At 72.8% G+C, this 15,590-nt stretch carries 15 protein-coding genes; 4 read left to right on the top strand and 11 right to left on the bottom strand.

Annotation, left to right across the window (positions count from 1 at the left end; translation table 11 throughout):
• Positions 1 to 22 precede the first annotated feature (22 nt).
• Positions 23 to 733, bottom strand: coding sequence for a hypothetical protein (locus AB0I21_RS00375; protein ID WP_360557914.1), 711 nt, complete (start codon positions 731 to 733; stop codon positions 23 to 25).
• Positions 734 to 936: 203 nt separating this feature from the next.
• Between AB0I21_RS00375 and nirB the strand changes: the two genes are divergently transcribed.
• From nirB to AB0I21_RS00360, 3 genes are read left to right on the top strand one after another with little or no spacing between them, the layout of a single operon-like run.
• The gene (nirB, locus tag AB0I21_RS00370) at positions 937 to 3,387 is read left to right on the top strand and encodes a nitrite reductase large subunit NirB (RefSeq protein ID WP_360557912.1); all 2,451 of its coding nucleotides are present in this window, start codon (positions 937 to 939) and stop codon (positions 3,385 to 3,387) included.
• Positions 3,384 to 3,734: a nitrite reductase small subunit NirD gene (gene nirD, locus AB0I21_RS00365; RefSeq protein WP_360557911.1), complete on the top strand. Its 351-nt coding sequence runs from the start codon at positions 3,384 to 3,386 to the stop codon at positions 3,732 to 3,734. The genes nirB and nirD overlap by 4 nt, the downstream gene beginning before the upstream one ends.
• 29 nt (positions 3,735 to 3,763) lie before the next feature.
• On the top strand, positions 3,764 to 4,873 hold the full coding sequence (locus AB0I21_RS00360) for a uroporphyrinogen-III synthase (protein ID WP_344501815.1): 1,110 nt from the start codon (positions 3,764 to 3,766) through the stop codon (positions 4,871 to 4,873).
• 24 nt (positions 4,874 to 4,897) lie between these two features.
• On the opposite strand, the gene AB0I21_RS00355 is transcribed toward AB0I21_RS00360, so the two are convergent.
• The 4 genes from AB0I21_RS00355 to AB0I21_RS00340 are packed head-to-tail and all read right to left on the bottom strand — an operon-like array spanning position 4,898 to position 8,314.
• The gene (locus tag AB0I21_RS00355; protein ID WP_344501816.1) at positions 4,898 to 5,143 is read right to left on the bottom strand and encodes a DUF2630 family protein; all 246 of its coding nucleotides are present in this window, start codon (positions 5,141 to 5,143) and stop codon (positions 4,898 to 4,900) included.
• A 28-nt stretch (positions 5,144 to 5,171) separates the two neighbouring features.
• A complete protein-coding gene (gene thiD / locus AB0I21_RS00350) occupies positions 5,172 to 5,975 on the bottom strand; it encodes a bifunctional hydroxymethylpyrimidine kinase/phosphomethylpyrimidine kinase (RefSeq protein ID WP_360557909.1) in 804 nt (267 codons plus the stop codon).
• A 56-nt stretch (positions 5,976 to 6,031) separates the two neighbouring features.
• Positions 6,032 to 7,684 (bottom strand): ATP-binding cassette domain-containing protein, encoded by a 1,653-nt coding sequence (locus tag AB0I21_RS00345; RefSeq protein ID WP_360557908.1) that lies wholly within the window; start codon positions 7,682 to 7,684, stop codon positions 6,032 to 6,034.
• 3 nt (positions 7,685 to 7,687) lie between these two features.
• Positions 7,688 to 8,314 (bottom strand): methyltransferase, encoded by a 627-nt coding sequence (locus AB0I21_RS00340; protein WP_360557906.1) that lies wholly within the window; start codon positions 8,312 to 8,314, stop codon positions 7,688 to 7,690.
• Positions 8,315 to 8,451: 137 nt separating this feature from the next.
• Between AB0I21_RS00340 and AB0I21_RS00335 the strand changes: the two genes are divergently transcribed.
• Entirely contained in the window at positions 8,452 to 11,343 is a 2,892-nt protein-coding gene (locus AB0I21_RS00335; RefSeq protein WP_360557904.1) for a hypothetical protein, read from the top strand.
• Between the two features lie 53 nt (positions 11,344 to 11,396).
• On the opposite strand, the gene truA is transcribed toward AB0I21_RS00335, so the two are convergent.
• The 6 genes from truA to rpsM all read right to left on the bottom strand — a co-directional run bounded on the left by truA (position 11,397) and on the right by rpsM (position 15,429).
• On the bottom strand, positions 11,397 to 12,203 hold the full coding sequence (gene truA / locus AB0I21_RS00330; protein ID WP_360558108.1) for a tRNA pseudouridine(38-40) synthase TruA: 807 nt from the start codon (positions 12,201 to 12,203) through the stop codon (positions 11,397 to 11,399).
• Between the two features lie 76 nt (positions 12,204 to 12,279).
• Complete coding sequence (rplQ, locus tag AB0I21_RS00325) at positions 12,280 to 12,828, bottom strand: 50S ribosomal protein L17 (protein ID WP_360557902.1); 549 nt, start codon at positions 12,826 to 12,828, stop codon at positions 12,280 to 12,282.
• Positions 12,829 to 12,856: 28 nt separating this feature from the next.
• Complete coding sequence (locus AB0I21_RS00320) at positions 12,857 to 13,882, bottom strand: DNA-directed RNA polymerase subunit alpha (RefSeq protein WP_033357644.1); 1,026 nt, start codon at positions 13,880 to 13,882, stop codon at positions 12,857 to 12,859.
• Positions 13,883 to 13,967: 85 nt separating this feature from the next.
• Positions 13,968 to 14,594 carry a 30S ribosomal protein S4 gene (gene rpsD, locus AB0I21_RS00315; RefSeq protein ID WP_033357645.1) on the bottom strand — a complete coding sequence of 209 codons (627 nt, stop codon included), beginning with the start codon at positions 14,592 to 14,594 and terminating at the stop codon, positions 13,968 to 13,970.
• A 2-nt stretch (positions 14,595 to 14,596) separates the two neighbouring features.
• On the bottom strand, positions 14,597 to 15,007 hold the full coding sequence (gene rpsK / locus AB0I21_RS00310) for a 30S ribosomal protein S11 (protein ID WP_033357646.1): 411 nt from the start codon (positions 15,005 to 15,007) through the stop codon (positions 14,597 to 14,599).
• 41 nt (positions 15,008 to 15,048) lie between these two features.
• Positions 15,049 to 15,429: a 30S ribosomal protein S13 gene (gene rpsM / locus AB0I21_RS00305; protein WP_344501822.1), complete on the bottom strand. Its 381-nt coding sequence runs from the start codon at positions 15,427 to 15,429 to the stop codon at positions 15,049 to 15,051.
• Positions 15,430 to 15,590: the final 161 nt, after the last annotated feature.

Raw genomic sequence — 15,590 nt, 5'->3', positions numbered from 1 at the left:
GCTTCAGGGCAGAGATCGGCTGCTAGGCCTTGGTGAAGATCCAGGTGCCGGTGTCCGGGCCGCCCTGCGGGGGGCCGAGCTTCAGGGTGGTGCCGCCCGAGCAGTCGTAGCTGCTCTTCTTCAGGACGGGCTGGGCGTCGACGGCGCCGCCGGTGTCCGCGGTGCCGGTGCCGGCGAAGTCGGCGATGGAGGCCTTGTCGGCCACCCGGACCGCGGCGGGGCTGGTCAGGTCGACGGTGACGGTGAGGGTGCTGAAGTCGACGGTGCCGACGGGCTCCCACGTGCCGGTCGCCGCCGACGGGGTCTTGACGGTGCCGTTGACCTTGCCGCCGTAGCCGAAGCTGCCCTTGACGTCGCCGCCGGAGACGGTGAACGCGAAGGTGACCGGCTTCATGGCGCCGAAGTCGACCTGGGCCTTGCCGGCGCTGTCGACGGTCAGCGTGGTGCCGCCGCCGCCGGTGAAGGTCCCGGTGACGGGCCCGCTGAGCTTGCCGTCGAGCCCGGTCGCCTTCCAGGTGCCGACGAGGCACGGCGCCGCGGTGCCGGTCCCGGACGTGCCGCCGGGGGCGCCGGACGTGGCGCCGGCCGAGCCGCCCGGAGCCCCCGCCGAGGCACCGGCCGAGGTCTTGCCGCTGGCACCGGCGCCGGGGGTGCCGGCGTCGCCGCTGCAGCCGGCGAGCCCGACGCCCAGCGCCGTCATGGCCACGATGGTGACCTTGGCGGTCGAGCGCATCTGGTTCCTCCTCATATTGGGGTCCGTTACTGTCTACCCCCGCGAGCAGATCGTCGAACCGTACCGTGGGACGATCTGGCACAACCTTCACCAGGCTGTGGCTGCGCCGTAACGTCCTGCTCAACGCTCTAGTGAGGCGCTCTTAGCAGGCGCGAAACATTTGGGACCCTGGAGCGAAACCGCCCGGCGTCAGCCTTTTGGCCATGAAGGTCGTCGTTGTCGGTCACGGCATGGTCGGGAACAGGTTCCTGGAGGCGCTCCGCGCCCGGGACACCGGGAACACCTGGGAGATCACGGTTCTCGCCGAGGAGAGCCGTTCCGCGTACGACCGGGTGCGGCTGTCGGCGTTCTTCGACGGCGTCTCCGCCGAGGAGCTCACCTACGACGTGCCGGACGGCGTCGACCTGCACCTCGGCGAGCCGGCCCTGGCGATCGACCGGGCCGCCCGCAAGGTCACCACCGCGCGCGCCATGTACGAGTACGACGCGCTGGTCCTGGCGACGGGCTCGTCGGCGTTCGTGCCGCCGATCACCGGCGTCGACCAGCCGGGCGTCTTCGTCTACCGCACCCTCGACGACCTGGAGGCGATCCGGGCGCACGCTCAGGGTCGCGAGGTCGGCGCGGTCATCGGCGGCGGCCTGCTCGGCCTGGAGGCGGCGAACGCACTGCGCCTGCTGGGCCTGCGCACGCACGTGATCGAGTTCGCGCCGCGGCTGATGCCGGTGCAGGTCGACGAGGCCGGCGGCGCGGTCCTGCGCAAGTACGTGGAGGACCTCGGCGTCCGGGTGCACCTGGGCGCGGCGACCACCGCGATCCGCCAGACCCAGACGGTCAACGCGACGCTCGCGCTGACCCTGTCCGACGGGGCGCACATCCCGGCCGACATCGTCGTGGTCGCGGCCGGCATCCGGCCACGCGACGAGCTGGCCCGCACGATGGGCCTCCCGACGGGGGCGCGCGGCGGGATCGTCGTCGACGAGACCTGCCGCACCGAGGACCCGGCGGTGTACGCGATCGGCGAGTGCGCCGAGATCGACGGCCGCTGCTACGGCCTCGTCGCACCCGGCTACGCGATGGCGGAGGTCGTCGCGGACCGGCTCCTCGGCGGCGAGGCGTCGTTCCCGGGCGCGGACACGTCGACGAAGCTGAAGCTGCTCGGCGTCGACGTCGCCAGCTTCGGCGACGCGCTGCGCACCGACCTGCTCGACGTCGTCTACCTCGACCCGGCGAGCGGCACGTACGCGAAGCTGATCCTGTCCGACGACGCGCAGACGCTGCTCGGCGGCATCCTCGTCGGCGACGCCGGCTCGTACCCGGCGCTGCGGGCCAGCGTCGGCGGCCCGCTGCCCGCGTCGCCGCTCGCGCTGCTCGCCGGTGACGCGCCCCGCGCGGCGCTGTCCGAGGACGCGCAGATCTGCTCCTGCAACGCCGTCACCAAGGGCCAGATCACCACGGCGATCCACGAGCAGGGCTGCACCGACGTGGCGGAGTTGAAGGCGTGCACCCGCGCCGGCACCAGCTGCGGCTCGTGCGTGCCGCTGCTGAAGCAGCTGCTCGCCGAGGGCGGCGTCGCGCCCAGCAAGGCGCTGTGCGAGCACTTCACCCAGTCGCGGGCGGAGCTCTTCGACATCATCCGGGTCCGCGGCATCCGCACGTTCTCACAGCTCGTCGCCGAACACGGCACGGGGCGCGGCTGCGACATCTGCAAGCCAACGGTTGCCTCGATCCTCGCGTCGCTGCACAACGACTACGTCCTGGACGGCGAGCAGGCGGCGCTGCAGGACACCAACGACCACTTCCTGGCCAACATCCAGCGCAACGGCACCTACTCGGTGATCCCGCGGATCCCCGGCGGGGAGATCACCCCCGACAAGCTGATCGTCATCGGCGAGGTCGCCCGCGACTTCAACCTGTACACGAAGATCACCGGCGGGCAGCGCATCGACCTGCTCGGCGCCCGCGTCGAGCAGCTGCCGGCGATCTGGCACCGGCTCGTCGCCGCCGGCTTCGAGTCCGGGCACGCCTACGGCAAGGCGCTGCGGACCGTGAAGTCGTGCGTCGGGTCGACCTGGTGCCGGTACGGCGTGCAGGACTCCGTCGGGCTCGCCGTCGAGCTGGAGCTGCGGTACCGCGGGCTGCGCGCGCCGCACAAGCTGAAGTCGGCCGTGTCCGGCTGCGCGCGGGAGTGCGCGGAGGCGAAGGGCAAGGACTTCGGCATCATCGCCACCGACAACGGCTGGAACCTGTACGTCGGCGGCAACGGCGGCTTCCGGCCCCGCCACGCCGACCTGATCGCGGGCGACCTCACCACCGAGGAGCTGATCCGGCTCGTCGACCGGTTCCTGATGTTCTACATCCGCACCGCCGACCGGCTGCAGCGCACGTCGGCGTGGATCGAGGCGATGGACGGCGGCCTGGACTACCTGAAGGCCGTCATCGTCGAGGACTCCCTCGGCATCGCCGGCGAGCTCGAATCGATGATGGCGCACCACGTCGGCTCCTACGTCGACGAGTGGCGGTCGACGATCGACGACCCTGAGCGGCTCGCCCGGTTCGTGTCGTTCGTCAACGCGCCGGACACCCCCGACCCGACGATCACGTTCGCTTCCGAACGCGGCCAGCCCGTCCCCGTCGTCCTTGGAGTGCGCCCATGAAGTGGACCGTCGTGTGCCCCTTCCCCCGCCTGGAGCCGGAGCGTGGCGTCGCCGCGCTGGTCGACGGGGCGCAGGTGGCGCTGTTCCGCACGTACGACGGTGACGTGCACGCGATCGGCAACCTCGACCCGATCAGCGGCGCCGCGGTGCTGTCCCGCGGGATCGTCGGCAGCCGCGGCGACGTGCCGACGGTCGCGTCGCCGATGCACAAGCAGGCGTTCGACCTGCGCAGCGGCGAATGCCTCGACCAGCCCGGGGTGCGGGTGCCCGTCTACCCGGTGCGCGTCCGCGACGGCCTCGTCGAAGTGGCGGCGGCCGAGCTGGCGGCGGCCGAGGCTGTGACGTGAGCGCGGCCAGCGTTTTGGAGGCCAAGCCGATGTCGGGTGAGGACCTGCCCCTCGCCGGGTTCACGGTCGCGGTGACCGCCGACCGGCGGCGCGACGAGCTCAGCGCCCTGCTGGAGCGCCGCGGCGCCCGGGTCGTGCTCGCGCCGGCGCTGCGGATCGTGCCGGTCGCCGACGACACCGAGCTGAAGGCCGCGACCGTGTCCTGCGTCGACGTCGCGCCGGAGATCGTGATCGCGACGACCGGCATCGGTCTGCGCGGCTGGCTCGAAGCCGCCGAGGGCTGGGGGCTCGCCGAGTCGCTACGGGCCCGGCTCAACGACGCGTTCCTCATCGCCCGCGGCCCGAAGGCGAAGGGTGCCGTCCGCGCCGCCGGCATGCTCGAGGCCTGGTCCCCGGAGACAGAGAGCTGCGACGAGGTCCTCGACTTCCTCCTCGGCGGCGGGTTCCCGGGCGGGATCGCGGGCCGGCGGATCGCGCTGCAGCTGCACGGTGAGCCGCACCCGGAGTTCACGACCGCGTTGCGCGACGCCGGGGCGATCGTGGTGGAGATCCCGGTGTACCGGTGGGCCCCGCCCGTCGACCCCGCGCCGCTGCGGCGGCTCGTCGACCTGATCTGCTCGCGGCTGGTCGACTCGGTCACGTTCACGTCCGCGCCCGCCGTCAGCTCGCTGCTGCGGGTGGCCGGCCCCGACGCCCCCGACGTCCTGGAGGCGCTGCGGACCGACGTCCTGGCCGCATGCGTGGGCCCGGTCACCGCCGCGCCGCTGCAACGCCTCGGCGTGCCGGTGGCGGCGCCGCAGCGGGCCCGCCTGGGCGCGCTCGTGCGCATCCTCGTCGACGAGCTGCCCAAGCGCGCCCCGACGCTGCACGTCGCGGGCGCCGCGGTCACGCTGCGTGGGCACGCCGCGATCATCGACGGCACGCTGAAGCCGCTCGCCCCCGGCCCCATGGCGGTGCTGCGGGCGCTCGCCGCGTCGCCCGGGCGGGTCCTGTCCCGGGCGGCGCTGCTGCGTGAGCTGCCCCGCGGCGCCGACGAGCACGCCGTCGAGATGGCCGTCGCCCGCCTGCGCGCCGCCCTCGGCGGCCCCGCGTTCGTGCAGACGGTCGTCAAACGCGGCTACCGCCTCCGCATCGACTGAGGCAGGCGGCCGGCGACGCCCCCGCTACTGCAGGTAGTGCTCGACCTCGTCGACCGCGTGCGGCTCGACCTCGTCGGGGGCGACACCCTGCAGCTTCGCCGCCCGGCGGCGGCGCAGCAGGTCCCACAGCTGGTCGAGCTGCTCCTCGATGGCGCGGAGCCGCTCGTGCTCCTCGTCCTCGGAGATCTTGCCCGCCTGCAGCTGGGTCCTCAGCTTGTGCTCGTCGTCCACAAGCGCCGAGATCTGGTGGATCAACGTCTTCTCGTCCATCCCGTCATCATGCCCGGTCTCGCCGGCGTCAGCGGAGGGTGAGTGACGACCACCCGAACTGGTCGATGGGTCCGGTGCCGGCGCCGATCCGCCAGTCCGCGGCGTCGCTGATCGCCCTGCCGACGAACCCCTTCGACCAGGTGACCGCCTCGACCGGGTCGTCACCCATGGCGAGCCGCGCCGCCACCGCCGTCGCGAACGTCGCGCCGGAGCCGTCGGTGTTGCGGCTGGCGACCCGCGGGCTGTGCAGCAGCCGCGCCGCGCCGTCGGCCCACATCATGTCGACCGCGTCGTCGCCGGTGACGAAGTCACCCCCGGTGATCACCACGTACCGCGGACCCCCCGCCGACAGCTGCGCCGCCGCCTTCGCCATGTCGGCGGGCGTCACGACCTCCCAGCCCACCAGCAGCGACGCCTCCTCCCGGTTGGGGGTGGCGACCATCGCGTGCGGCAGGAGCCGCTCCACCGCCGCGGCGAGGCCCCTCCTGGACCCGCCGCCGGCCGCCTCCAGGACCGGGTCGACGACGAGGTTCGGCAGCGCGCCCGACCGGGCCCTGGCGGCGACCGCGACCGCCGTCTCCGGGTTGGGGAACATGCCGGTCTTGACCGCCGCGACCGGTAGGTCCTCCAGGACGCTGCCGAGCTGCCCCGACACCACGGTCGTCGGCTGAGGGAACACATCGGTGGTGCCGCGCGTGTTCCGCGACACCACCGCCGTCACGACTGACGCCCCGTGCATCCGCATCGCGGCGAGGGTGCGCAGGTCGGCCTGTATTCCGGAGCCACCGGACGAGTCGGACGCGCCGACGGTGAGCACAACAGAGGGATTCACCGGGCAATGTGAGCACGTGGTGACGCAGCGCCACGGACAACGCGTCCGTCAGGACGTCAGCCGCGCCCCTCCCACACCGGCTCCGGCACCTCCACGACCTCACCGTCGGCCCGGAACAGCACGAACCGGTCGAACGACCGGCTGAACCAGCGGTCGTGCGTCACGGCGATCACCGTCCCGTCGAAGGTGCGCAGCCCCTCCTCCAGGGCCTCGGCGCTGGCCAGGTCCAGGTTGTCCGTCGGCTCGTCGAGCAGCAGCAGCGTCGCCCCGGACAGCTCCAGCAGCAGCACCAGGAACCTGGCCTGCTGGCCGCCGGACAGGGTGCCGAAGCGCTGGTCGGCCTGCGCCGCCAGCTCGTACCGTGACAGCGCCGGCATCGCCTGCGGCCGCGGCAGCCCGGTCCGCCAGTCGTCACCCCGCCACAGGATCTCCACGAGCGTCTTGTCGAGCAGCTCCGGACGGTCGTGCGTCTGCGAGAAGTGACCAGGGCGCACCCGCGCGCCGAGCCGCACCTGCCCGCCGTGCGCGACCGGCGCGATCTGCACGCCGATCGGGGTCTGCGTCGGGTCCGGGTCGGTGCCGCCGCGGGCGAGCAGCCGCAGGAAGTGCGACTTGCCGGTGCCGTTGCCGCCGAGGACCGCGACCCGGTCGCCGTACCAGATCTCCAGGTCGAACGGGTACGTCAGGCCGTCCAGCTCGAGCTGCTCGCACATGACGGCGCGTTTGCCGGTGCGCCCGCCCGACAGCCGCATGCGGATGTCCTGGTCCTTCGGCGGGGTCGGCGGCGGGCCCGCCTCCTCGAACTTCTTCAGCCGCGTCTGCGCCGCCTGATACCGCGAGGCGAGCCCGTCGTTGTAGGCGGCCTTCGTCTTGTACATGAGGACCAGGTCCTTGAGCTTCTGGTGCTCCTCGTCCCAGCGGCGGCGCAGCTCGTCGAGGCGCTCGTGCCGGGCGACCCGCGCCTCGTGCCACGACGCGAACCCGCCCGGATGCACCCACGCCGAGCCGCCCTCGACCGCGACGACCCGGTCCGCGGACCTGGCGAGCAGCTCACGGTCGTGCGACACGTACAGGACGGACTTCGCCGACTCGCGCAGCCGATCCTCCAGCCAGCGCTTCCCCGGCACGTCCAGGAAGTTGTCGGGCTCGTCGAGCAGCAGCACCTCGTCGTCGCCGCGCAGCAGCAGCTCCAGGGCGAACCGCTTCTGCTGCCCGCCGGACAGGGTCCGCACCGGCCGGTCCCGGGTCTCGTCCCACGGCTTGTTCAACGCGGCGACACTCACCGTGTCGAAGAGGACCTCGGCGTCGTACCCGCCGGCCTCACCCCACGCGGCGAGCGCGTTCGCGTACCGCAGCTGCGCCTTCTCGGTGCCCTCGGCGTGCATGGCGACCTCGGCGGCGTGCAGCCGCTCCCCCGCCTGCCTGAGGCCGTCCGGGGCGAGCTGCAGCGCCAGGTCGTACAGGGTGCGGTCGTCGCCGATCATGCCGATGAACTGGCGCATCACGCCGAGCCCGCCGGAGCGCGCGATCGCGCCGGTCCGCACCGGCAGGTCACCGGCCACCATCTTCAGCAGCGTCGTCTTGCCCGCGCCGTTCGGCCCGACGAGCGCGACCTTGGCGCCCTCACCGACCCTGAACGACACCTCGGCGAACAGCTCACGACCGTCCGCGAGCGTGTGCCCGACCCCTGCCACGTCCACGTATCCCACGAGTCAGGAATTCTGCGCCGCGTCCGCCGGTCCGTCGCCCGCTTTTCTGACTTCGAAGATCCGGAAGCCCTTGTGGTTGGCGTGCCGGGCGGCGCTGAACCCCTGCTCTTCCAGCCATCGCTGGAGCGAGTCGGCGCCGAGGTTCTTGGCCACGACCAGCCACGCGACGCCGTCCGGGGCCAGCCGGGGCAGCCAGCGCAGCAGCAGCGCGTGCAGCTCCGGCTTGCCGATCCGGATCGGCGGGTTGGACCAGATCTGCGTGAACCCGACACTGTCCGGCACGTCGCCGGGCAGCGCGGTGACCACGTTCGGGCCCGCGTTCTCCCGCGCGAGCTCCAGGGCCCGCTGGTTGACGTCGACGGCGTAGATCGTCGCCCGCGGCGCGTTGCGGGACAGGACCGCGGCGATCGGGCCGTACCCGCAGCCGAGGTCCAGCAGCGGCCCGGTCTCCGCCGCGTCCGGCAGCGGGGCGCGCTGCAGCAGCACGGCGGTGCCCGGGTCCAGGCGGTTCGCGGAGAACACCCCGGCCGACGCCACCAGGCGAAACTCCTGGTCGTCGACGGTGAACTCGACGGTGTGCCGGGTTTCGGCGGCCGCCGGCTCCGCGGTGAAGTAGTGCTCGCCGGACACGATGCCCCTCCTTCGACCGGTGACGCAACGCATTGTCCCCAAGGAGGTGAACGCCCCTGCTGGCGGCCCACTCGTTCGGATAGTGCGAAACATCGCCGACACGCCACCTCCCAGGAGTCTCGGCTACCCTGTGCGACATGACTTCTGGGAACGAGCAGCGCCGGAAGCGGCGCTCCGACTCGTTCCGCCGGGACGAGGCGGACGAGGCCGACAACTGGTTGGCCGGTCTCCGCGGCAGCGGACCCGACCCGTTCACGGCGCCGCCACCGCCGTCGTACGACGAGCCGGCCTTCGACGATCTCCGCGGCGGAGGACGGGGTGGTCGTTCGCGTCCGGACGATTCGCCGAGCGGGTCGTTCCGCGCTCCCCGTGACGACTCGCCCAGCGGATCCTTCCGGGCGCCGCGCGACGACTCGCCGAGCGGGTCCTTCCGAGCGCCCCGCGACGACTCGCCCAGCGGGTCGTTCCGGGGGCCGCGCGACGCCACCGGCGGGCCGGGCCGCTCCCCCCGCGACGACTCACCCAGCGGGGTGTTCCGGGCCTCTGCCGTGCCGCCCCCGGCCGGGCCCCGAGCCCCGGAGGGCGGCCGGCGCCGGGCGCCGGGCGACGACTCCCCCAGCGGGTCGTTCCGCGCTCCTCGCGAAGACTCGCCCAGCGGGTCGTTCCGGGCACCTCGCGAAGACTCGCCCAGCGGCTCCTTCCGCGCGCCGCGCGACGCCGCCGGCGGCCCGGGCCGCTCCCCCCGCGACGACTCCCCCAGCGGGTCCTTCCGCGCTCCCCGTGACGACTCGCCCAGCGGGTCGTTCCGGGGGCCGCGCGACGAGCCGACGTCGTTCCGGCCGTTGCGGGACGACTCGGCCGGTGGAGCGTTCCGGCCGGTGCGCGACGAGCCCGCCGGGCCGCGGGCCGGGCGCGGCGACTCGCCGAGCGGGGTGTTCCCCAGGCCGGCCACCGTGCCACCGCCGGCACGCGCCGCGATCGAGCCGCCACCGCCCGTGGAGACCACCGAGCCGCGCGGCGGCCGGCGCCGGGCGCGCACCGACGACGAGCCCGCCGGCCGGCGGGCCGCGGAGGGTCGCCCTTCGGAGTCGTACGCGCACGGGCCCGCCCTCGAGCCGATCATCAAGCCCCTCGCGGACTACACGCCGCCGGGGACCTCGACCGAGCCGCCGCCGCTCGTGCCGATCTTCCCGACGATGCGCCCCGACAGCAGCCCCACCAGCGGCTCAGGCGGCTCTCGCGGCCCTGTCAGCGGTCCCCCGGGCAGCCCGACCAGCGGCTCGGGTGGTGGCCGCCGGGCCCGCCGCGCCGCGGAGGAGGCCGACTCGCCGACGGGCGCCCGCCGCCGGTTCGACGACCCCGACAGCACCGGCCGCCGCGCCGCCGGCGGGGCAGCGCAGAGCCCGACGGCCGGGCGGCGTGCCCGCGACGCCGGCCCCGAGACGACGTCGGGACGCCGTGGGTTCGACACCGGTACACCAGCCGCCGCCGCAACGGAGACGGGCCCTGGCCGGCGGTCCCGCGGTGCCGAGGACCCGGCCGCGTTCCGGCGCGACGACACCGGCACGTCCCGGCGGGAGCGCGGTGGCTTCGAGCCGTCAGGCCCCGAGCCCGGCGTCGGCCGGCAACGCTCCGGCCCCGGGTTCGTCGGCGGCCCCTCCACCGGGTCGGGCTACGGCCCCGGCTCCACCGAGCCAGGCACCGGCACCGGCCGCCGCGGCGGCTTCTACACCGGCGCCCCCTCCGGCGCGGACCGCGACGACACCTCCGGGCTCCGCCGAGACGAGACCTCCGGCCTCCGCCGAGACGAGACCTCCGGGTTCCGGCGGGACGACACGTCGGGGCTCCGGCGGGACGACACCGGCGTGCGGGGGCGCGGGTTCGACGACATGCCCCCGCGGCGCGACGACACCGGCACCGCCCGGCGGCGCGGCTTCGAGCCCACCGGCCCCGGCTTCGACCGGACCGGCAACGGCTACGAACCGGCGAGCGCCGCGTTCGAGGCGAGCGGCACCGCGACCCGCCGCCGCCCCGGCGCCGACGAGGCACCCCACCAGCGCCGCCCGCTCGACGACGGCCTGCCGTTCGACGAGCCGTCGGGCACCGGCCGCCGCGGGCGTCCAGGCGGCGCGGCCCGCGGCACGGGCGAGTACACCACCGGCGGCACCAAGCGGGCGCTCCGGGAGCCACCCGGCAACCGGCCCGCGGACCGCCCCGACAGCCGGCGCCCCGGCGGCGGCCGCACCACCACGGCCGAGCCGGCCCGCGGCGTCGAGCACCGCCCGCACCGCTGGATCGCCGCGCTCAGCGTCATCGGCGTGATCGTGCTGCTCGGCGCGTGCGGCCTGGGCTCCTGGTTCATCTTCAAGGACGAGAAGAACGGCCCCGAGTCGGCCCGCTCGACCGCCAACGCCGGCCCGAAGAAGCGCGACATCAGCAGCCGGCAGGTCGACCCCAACCCGCTGACCGAGGCCGAGGTCTTCCCGCAGAACAACATCATCGCGGTGCCGGACGAGCCGCCGTACCTGATCCTGAAGACGCAGGCCTCCCCCGACTGCAAGACCGCGGCCACCGACCAGCTGGCGACCCTGCTCGCCGGCGCCGGCTGCTCCGAGGTCGTGCGGGCGACGATGAAGTCGCCCAACGAGGACTACCTGATCACCGCCGGCATCTTCAACCTCGACACCGAGAAGTCCGCCGCCACCGCGTTCGAGGGCGTCAAACCCATCGTCGACGGCCAGAAGGGCCGCTTCGCCGGGATGAGCGTCGGCGCGGGCACCGGCACCGACGCGATCGTCCGCGCCCCCACCCAGCTCGGCTGGAACTACCGGGGGCACTTCATCGCGTTCGTCGTGATCGCCAGGGTCGACGGCAAGGACTTCGCGCCCGATGACCCGTACCCCAACCAGATCACGTACGACATCGTCGAGACCTACCTGGAGAACGGCATCATCGGCAACCGGGCCATCATCCAGCCGGAGGCCACCCCCGCCGCGTCCCTCCCCGGCTCGGTCCCGCCCCCGTCCTGATCAGGTAGCGGATCCGGTCGTCATGGCGGCCGGATCCGTCACCGGATCACCGGTCACTCGGCGTCGCGGCGGCGGCGGGTCTGCTCCGAGCGCAGGCGGAGCTCCGAAGGGTCGTCGGGGTACCTGACCTCGACCAGTGCCAGGCCGTGCGCCGGCGCGACCGTCACCTCGTCGGCGCGGACCCTCCGGCTGAGCAGCCCGGCGGGCCACGAGGGGTCGCGGCGGCCGTCGCCCACGAAGAGCTGGGCGCCGACGAGGCTGCGGACCATCTGCTGGCAGAACGCGTCGGCCTGGACGGTCGCCACGAGGATGCCGTCCGGGTCGCGGCGCCAGTCGAGGCGGTTGACCGCCCGGATCGTCGTGGCGTGTTCCTTGCGGCGGCAGAAGGCGGCGAAGTCGTGCTCGCCGACCAGGCCGGCGGCGGCGGCGTTCAGGGCGTCGAGGTCCAGTGGCCGGGGCCAGGCGACCGTGTCGTGCCGGCGCAGCGGCTCGGCGCCCGCCACGGCGTCGGTGACGCGGTACTCGTACCGGCGCGACAGGGCCGAGAAGCGGGCGTCGAACTCCGGTGGGACCTCCGCGGCCGCGTGGACGCGCACGTCGAGCGGGAGCAGGCCGGCGAGCTTGCGCAGCAGCGTGGGTGACAGGGCCGCCCAGCGCTCGTCGGGGACGTCGACGTGGCAGACCTGGCCGGTGGCGTGGACCCCGGCGTCGGTGCGGCCCGCGACCGTCAGCCCTTCGACCGTGCCGAACAGGCGGGTCAGGACCGTGGTCAGCTCGCCGGCGACGGTGCGGCGGGTCGGCTGGACCGCCCAGCCGGAGAAGTCGGTCCCGTCGTACGCCACGTCGAGGCGGACACGGATCAACGCACACCCTCCAAAAGAACCGGCCCGGCACCCCGTCGCGCGGGGTGCCGGGCCGTCGATTTCAGGCCTGTGGTCAGGCCTTCTTCTCGTCCTCGTCCGCGGCCGGCTCGTCCGTCGACTCCGCCGTGGCGGCCTCGTCGGAGGCGGTCGCCGACGCGGCCGCGGGGGCCTCGTCGGTGTCCTCGCCGGCCAGGACCGCGATCGAGTCGGCCTTGGCGGCCTTCCGGGCGGCGGCCTTGCGCGGCGCCGGCGCGGCGGCGACCTCGAGCTCCTCGACCAGCTCGATGATCGCCATGGGAGCGGCGTCACCCTTGCGCGGGCCGGTCTTCACGATCCGGGTGTAGCCACCCGGCCGGGTGGCGAACCGCGGCGCGATCTGGTCGAACAGCTGGAACACCACGTCCTTGTCGCGCACCACGGCGAGCGCTTGACGGCGCGCGTGCAGATCGCCGCGCTTGGCCTTGGTGATGAGCTGCTCGGCGAGCGGGCGAAGCCGCTTGGCCTTCGTCTCGGTGGTCTGGATGCGACCGTGCTTGAACAGTGAGGTGGCGAGGTTCGCCAGCATCAGCCGCTCATGCGCGGGGCTGCCGCCGAGGCGGGGACCCTTGGTGGGCGTGGGCATTGGGGCTCCTCAATCAAACAGCAGCCGGTTAGAGCTGCTCGGTCTCGCGGTAGTCGTCGGTGTCGTCGTAGGAAACATCGGCGAACGAGTCCACGACGTGTGCCGGGTCGAACGTCGGGGCGGAGTCCTTGAGACCCAGACCCATCCCGGCGAGCTTCATCTTGACCTCGTCGATCGACTTCTGACCGAAATTCCTTATATCGAGGAGGTCTGCTTCCGTGCGGCTGATCAGCTCCCCGACGGAGTTGATGCCCTCGCGCTTGAGGCAGTTGTACGAGCGGACGGTGAGGTCGAGCTCCTCGATCGGCAGTGCCAGGTCGGCAGCGAGCTGCGCGTCCTGCGGCGACGGGCCGATGTCGATGCCTTCTGCGGTCTCGTCCAGCTCACGGGCCAGGCCGAAGAGCTCGACGAGGGTGGAGCCGGCGGAGGCCAGCGCGGTGCGGGGGGTCAGCGACGCCTTGGTCTCGACGTCGATGATGAGCCGGTCGAAGTCGGTGCGCTGCTCGACGCGGGTGGCTTCGACGCGGTACGTGACCTTCAGCACCGGGGAGTAGATGGAGTCGATCGGGATCCGACCGATCTCCTGGCCCTGCTGCTTGTTCTGGTTCGCGGTCACGTAGCCGCGACCCCGCTCGACGGTCAGCTCCATGTCGAGCCGGCCCTTGCCGTTGAGCGTGGCCAGCTTCAGGTCGGGGTTGTGCACGGAGACGCCGGCCGGGGGCTGGATGTCGCCCGCCGTGACGTCGCCGGGGCCCTGCTTGCGCAGGTACATCGAGACCGGCTCGTCGTGCTCGGAGCTGACGCACAGCTCCTTGACGTTCATGACGAGCTCGACGACGTCCTCTTTGACACCGGGGATCGTGGTGAACTCGTGGAGCACACCGTCGATCTTGATGCTGGTCACCGCGGCACCCGGGATGGAGCTGAGCAGGGTGCGACGCAGCGAGTTGCCGAGGGTGTAGCCGAAGCCGGGCTCGAGCGGCTCGATGGTGAACTTTGACCGGGTCTCGCTGATCGACTCTTCGGCGAGGCTCGGACGCTGGGAGATGAGCACTTGCGGTTCCTCCAGTTCGTTGCGCGCCCGCTATTTGACGCGCTCCGAGAGGGCGGAGCGTGATCGCCCCGCCCCCACAAGACAACTACTTGCTGTAGAGCTCGACGATCAGCTGCTCCTGGACCTGGGTGTCGATGACCTGCCGCGCGGGCAGGCTGTGCACCAGGACCTTGAGCTCGCTGGGGATGAACTCGAGCCACGCCGGGACGGTCTTGCTGCCCGCGAGGCCCTGCGCGATCTGGAACGGGGTGAGCTCCCGCGACTTCTGCCGCACCTGCACGATGTCGTGCTCGCGCAGCCGGTACGACGGGATGTCGACCTTCTTGCCGTTGACCTGGATGTGGCCGTGGCTCACCAGCTGGCGGGCCGCGTCACGCGAGGTGGCGAGGCCGGCGCGGTAGACCACGTTGTCGAGGCGCGACTCGAGGATCTTGAGCAGCTCCTCACCGGTCTTGCCGGGCTTGGCCACGGCCTCGTCGAAGTAGCCGGCGAACTGCCGCTCGAGGACGCCGTAGATGCGGCGGGCCTTCTGCTTCTCGCGCAGCTGGAGCAGGTACTCGGTCTCCTTCGGGCGACCGCGGCCGTGCTGGCCGGGCGGGAAGGGGCGCGACTCGAACGGGCACTTCGGCCCGTCGCACTTGCTGCCCTTGAGGAACAGCTTCATCTTCTCGCGACGGCAGCGGCGGCAGTCAGCCCCGGTGTAACGAGCCATCGTCAGACCCTCCTGCGCTTCGGCGGACGGCAACCGTTGTGCGGCTGCGGCGTGACGTCACTGATCTGCCCGACCTCGAGGCCCACGGCCTGAAGGGAGCGGATCGCGGTCTCCCGGCCGGAGCCGGGGCCCTTGACGAACACGTCGACCTTGCGCATGCCGTGCTCCATCGCGCGGCGAGCGGCGGCCTCGGCGGCCAGCTGCGCGGCGAACGGGGTCGACTTGCGCGAGCCCTTGAAGCCCACCTGGCCGGCGGAGGCCCAGGAGATGACAGCACCGGTCGGGTCGGTGATCGACACGATGGTGTTGTTGAAGGTGCTCTTGATGTGCGCCTGCCCGTGGGCGACGTTCTTGCGTTCCTTGCGCCGGACCTTCTTGACAGCGGTCGCGCCGGCGCGAGCCTTCGGCGGCATTCTCTATGCGCTCCTAGATTGTTTTCTCTACCGACCAGCTACTACTTCTTGCCCGGCTTCTTCTTGCCGGCGACCGTGCGCTTCGGACCCTTGCGGGTGCGGGCGTTGGTCCGGGTGCGCTGACCGCGCACGGGCAGGCCCTTGCGGTGCCGGATGCCCTGGTAGCAGCCGATCTCGACCTTGCGGCGGATGTCCGCGGCGACCTCGCGGCGCAGGTCGCCCTCGACCTTGAAGTTCTGCTCGATGTAGTCGCGCAGCTGCACGATCTCTTCATCGGTGAGGTCACGAGCCCGCTTGTTGCCGTCGATACCGGTGGCGGCGAGCAGCTCGATGGATCGGGTGCGCCCGATGCCATAGATGTAGGTGAGTGCGATCTCGGTGCGCTTCTCGCGCGGGAGATCGACACCAACGAGACGTGCCATAGGTGGGCGTGCTCCTTGCGTGTGCGGAGGTCTGAGCCCGCTCCACTCCCGTCTGCCCACAGACGGGCCCCGGCCTCCGACCGGGGGTGCAGCCCACGCGCTCCGCACGCGTCGCGCGCGGTGGCCCGGGGCTGGAACGGGCTAAAACATGGTGGTGCAGT

This window comes from Dactylosporangium sp. NPDC050588 (genome assembly GCF_040654975.1).
In the GTDB taxonomy this organism is placed as follows: Bacteria; Actinomycetota; Actinomycetes; order Mycobacteriales; family Micromonosporaceae; genus Dactylosporangium; species Dactylosporangium maewongense.
Note: the sequence above shows the minus strand (reverse complement) of the source record. Positions and strands in the feature narration are given on the sequence as shown.

Bases quoted from the DNA above. Each gene is read 5' to 3' on its own strand.
- AB0I21_RS00375 (WP_360557914.1), bottom strand. From the start codon at position 733: ATGCGCTCGACCGCCAAGGTCACCATCGTGGCCATGACGGCGCTGGGC.
- nirB (WP_360557912.1), top strand. From the start codon at position 937: ATGAAGGTCGTCGTTGTCGGTCACGGCATGGTCGGGAACAGGTTCCTG.
- nirD (WP_360557911.1), top strand. From the start codon at position 3,384: ATGAAGTGGACCGTCGTGTGCCCCTTCCCCCGCCTGGAGCCGGAGCGT.
- AB0I21_RS00360 (WP_344501815.1), top strand. From the start codon at position 3,764: ATGTCGGGTGAGGACCTGCCCCTCGCCGGGTTCACGGTCGCGGTGACC.
- AB0I21_RS00355 (WP_344501816.1), bottom strand. From the start codon at position 5,143: ATGGACGAGAAGACGTTGATCCACCAGATCTCGGCGCTTGTGGACGAC.
- AB0I21_RS00335 (WP_360557904.1), top strand. From the start codon at position 8,452: ATGACTTCTGGGAACGAGCAGCGCCGGAAGCGGCGCTCCGACTCGTTC.
- rplQ (WP_360557902.1), bottom strand. From the start codon at position 12,828: ATGCCCACGCCCACCAAGGGTCCCCGCCTCGGCGGCAGCCCCGCGCAT.
- rpsD (WP_033357645.1), bottom strand. From the start codon at position 14,594: ATGGCTCGTTACACCGGGGCTGACTGCCGCCGCTGCCGTCGCGAGAAG.
- rpsK (WP_033357646.1), bottom strand. From the start codon at position 15,007: ATGCCGCCGAAGGCTCGCGCCGGCGCGACCGCTGTCAAGAAGGTCCGG.
- rpsM (WP_344501822.1), bottom strand. From the start codon at position 15,429: ATGGCACGTCTCGTTGGTGTCGATCTCCCGCGCGAGAAGCGCACCGAG.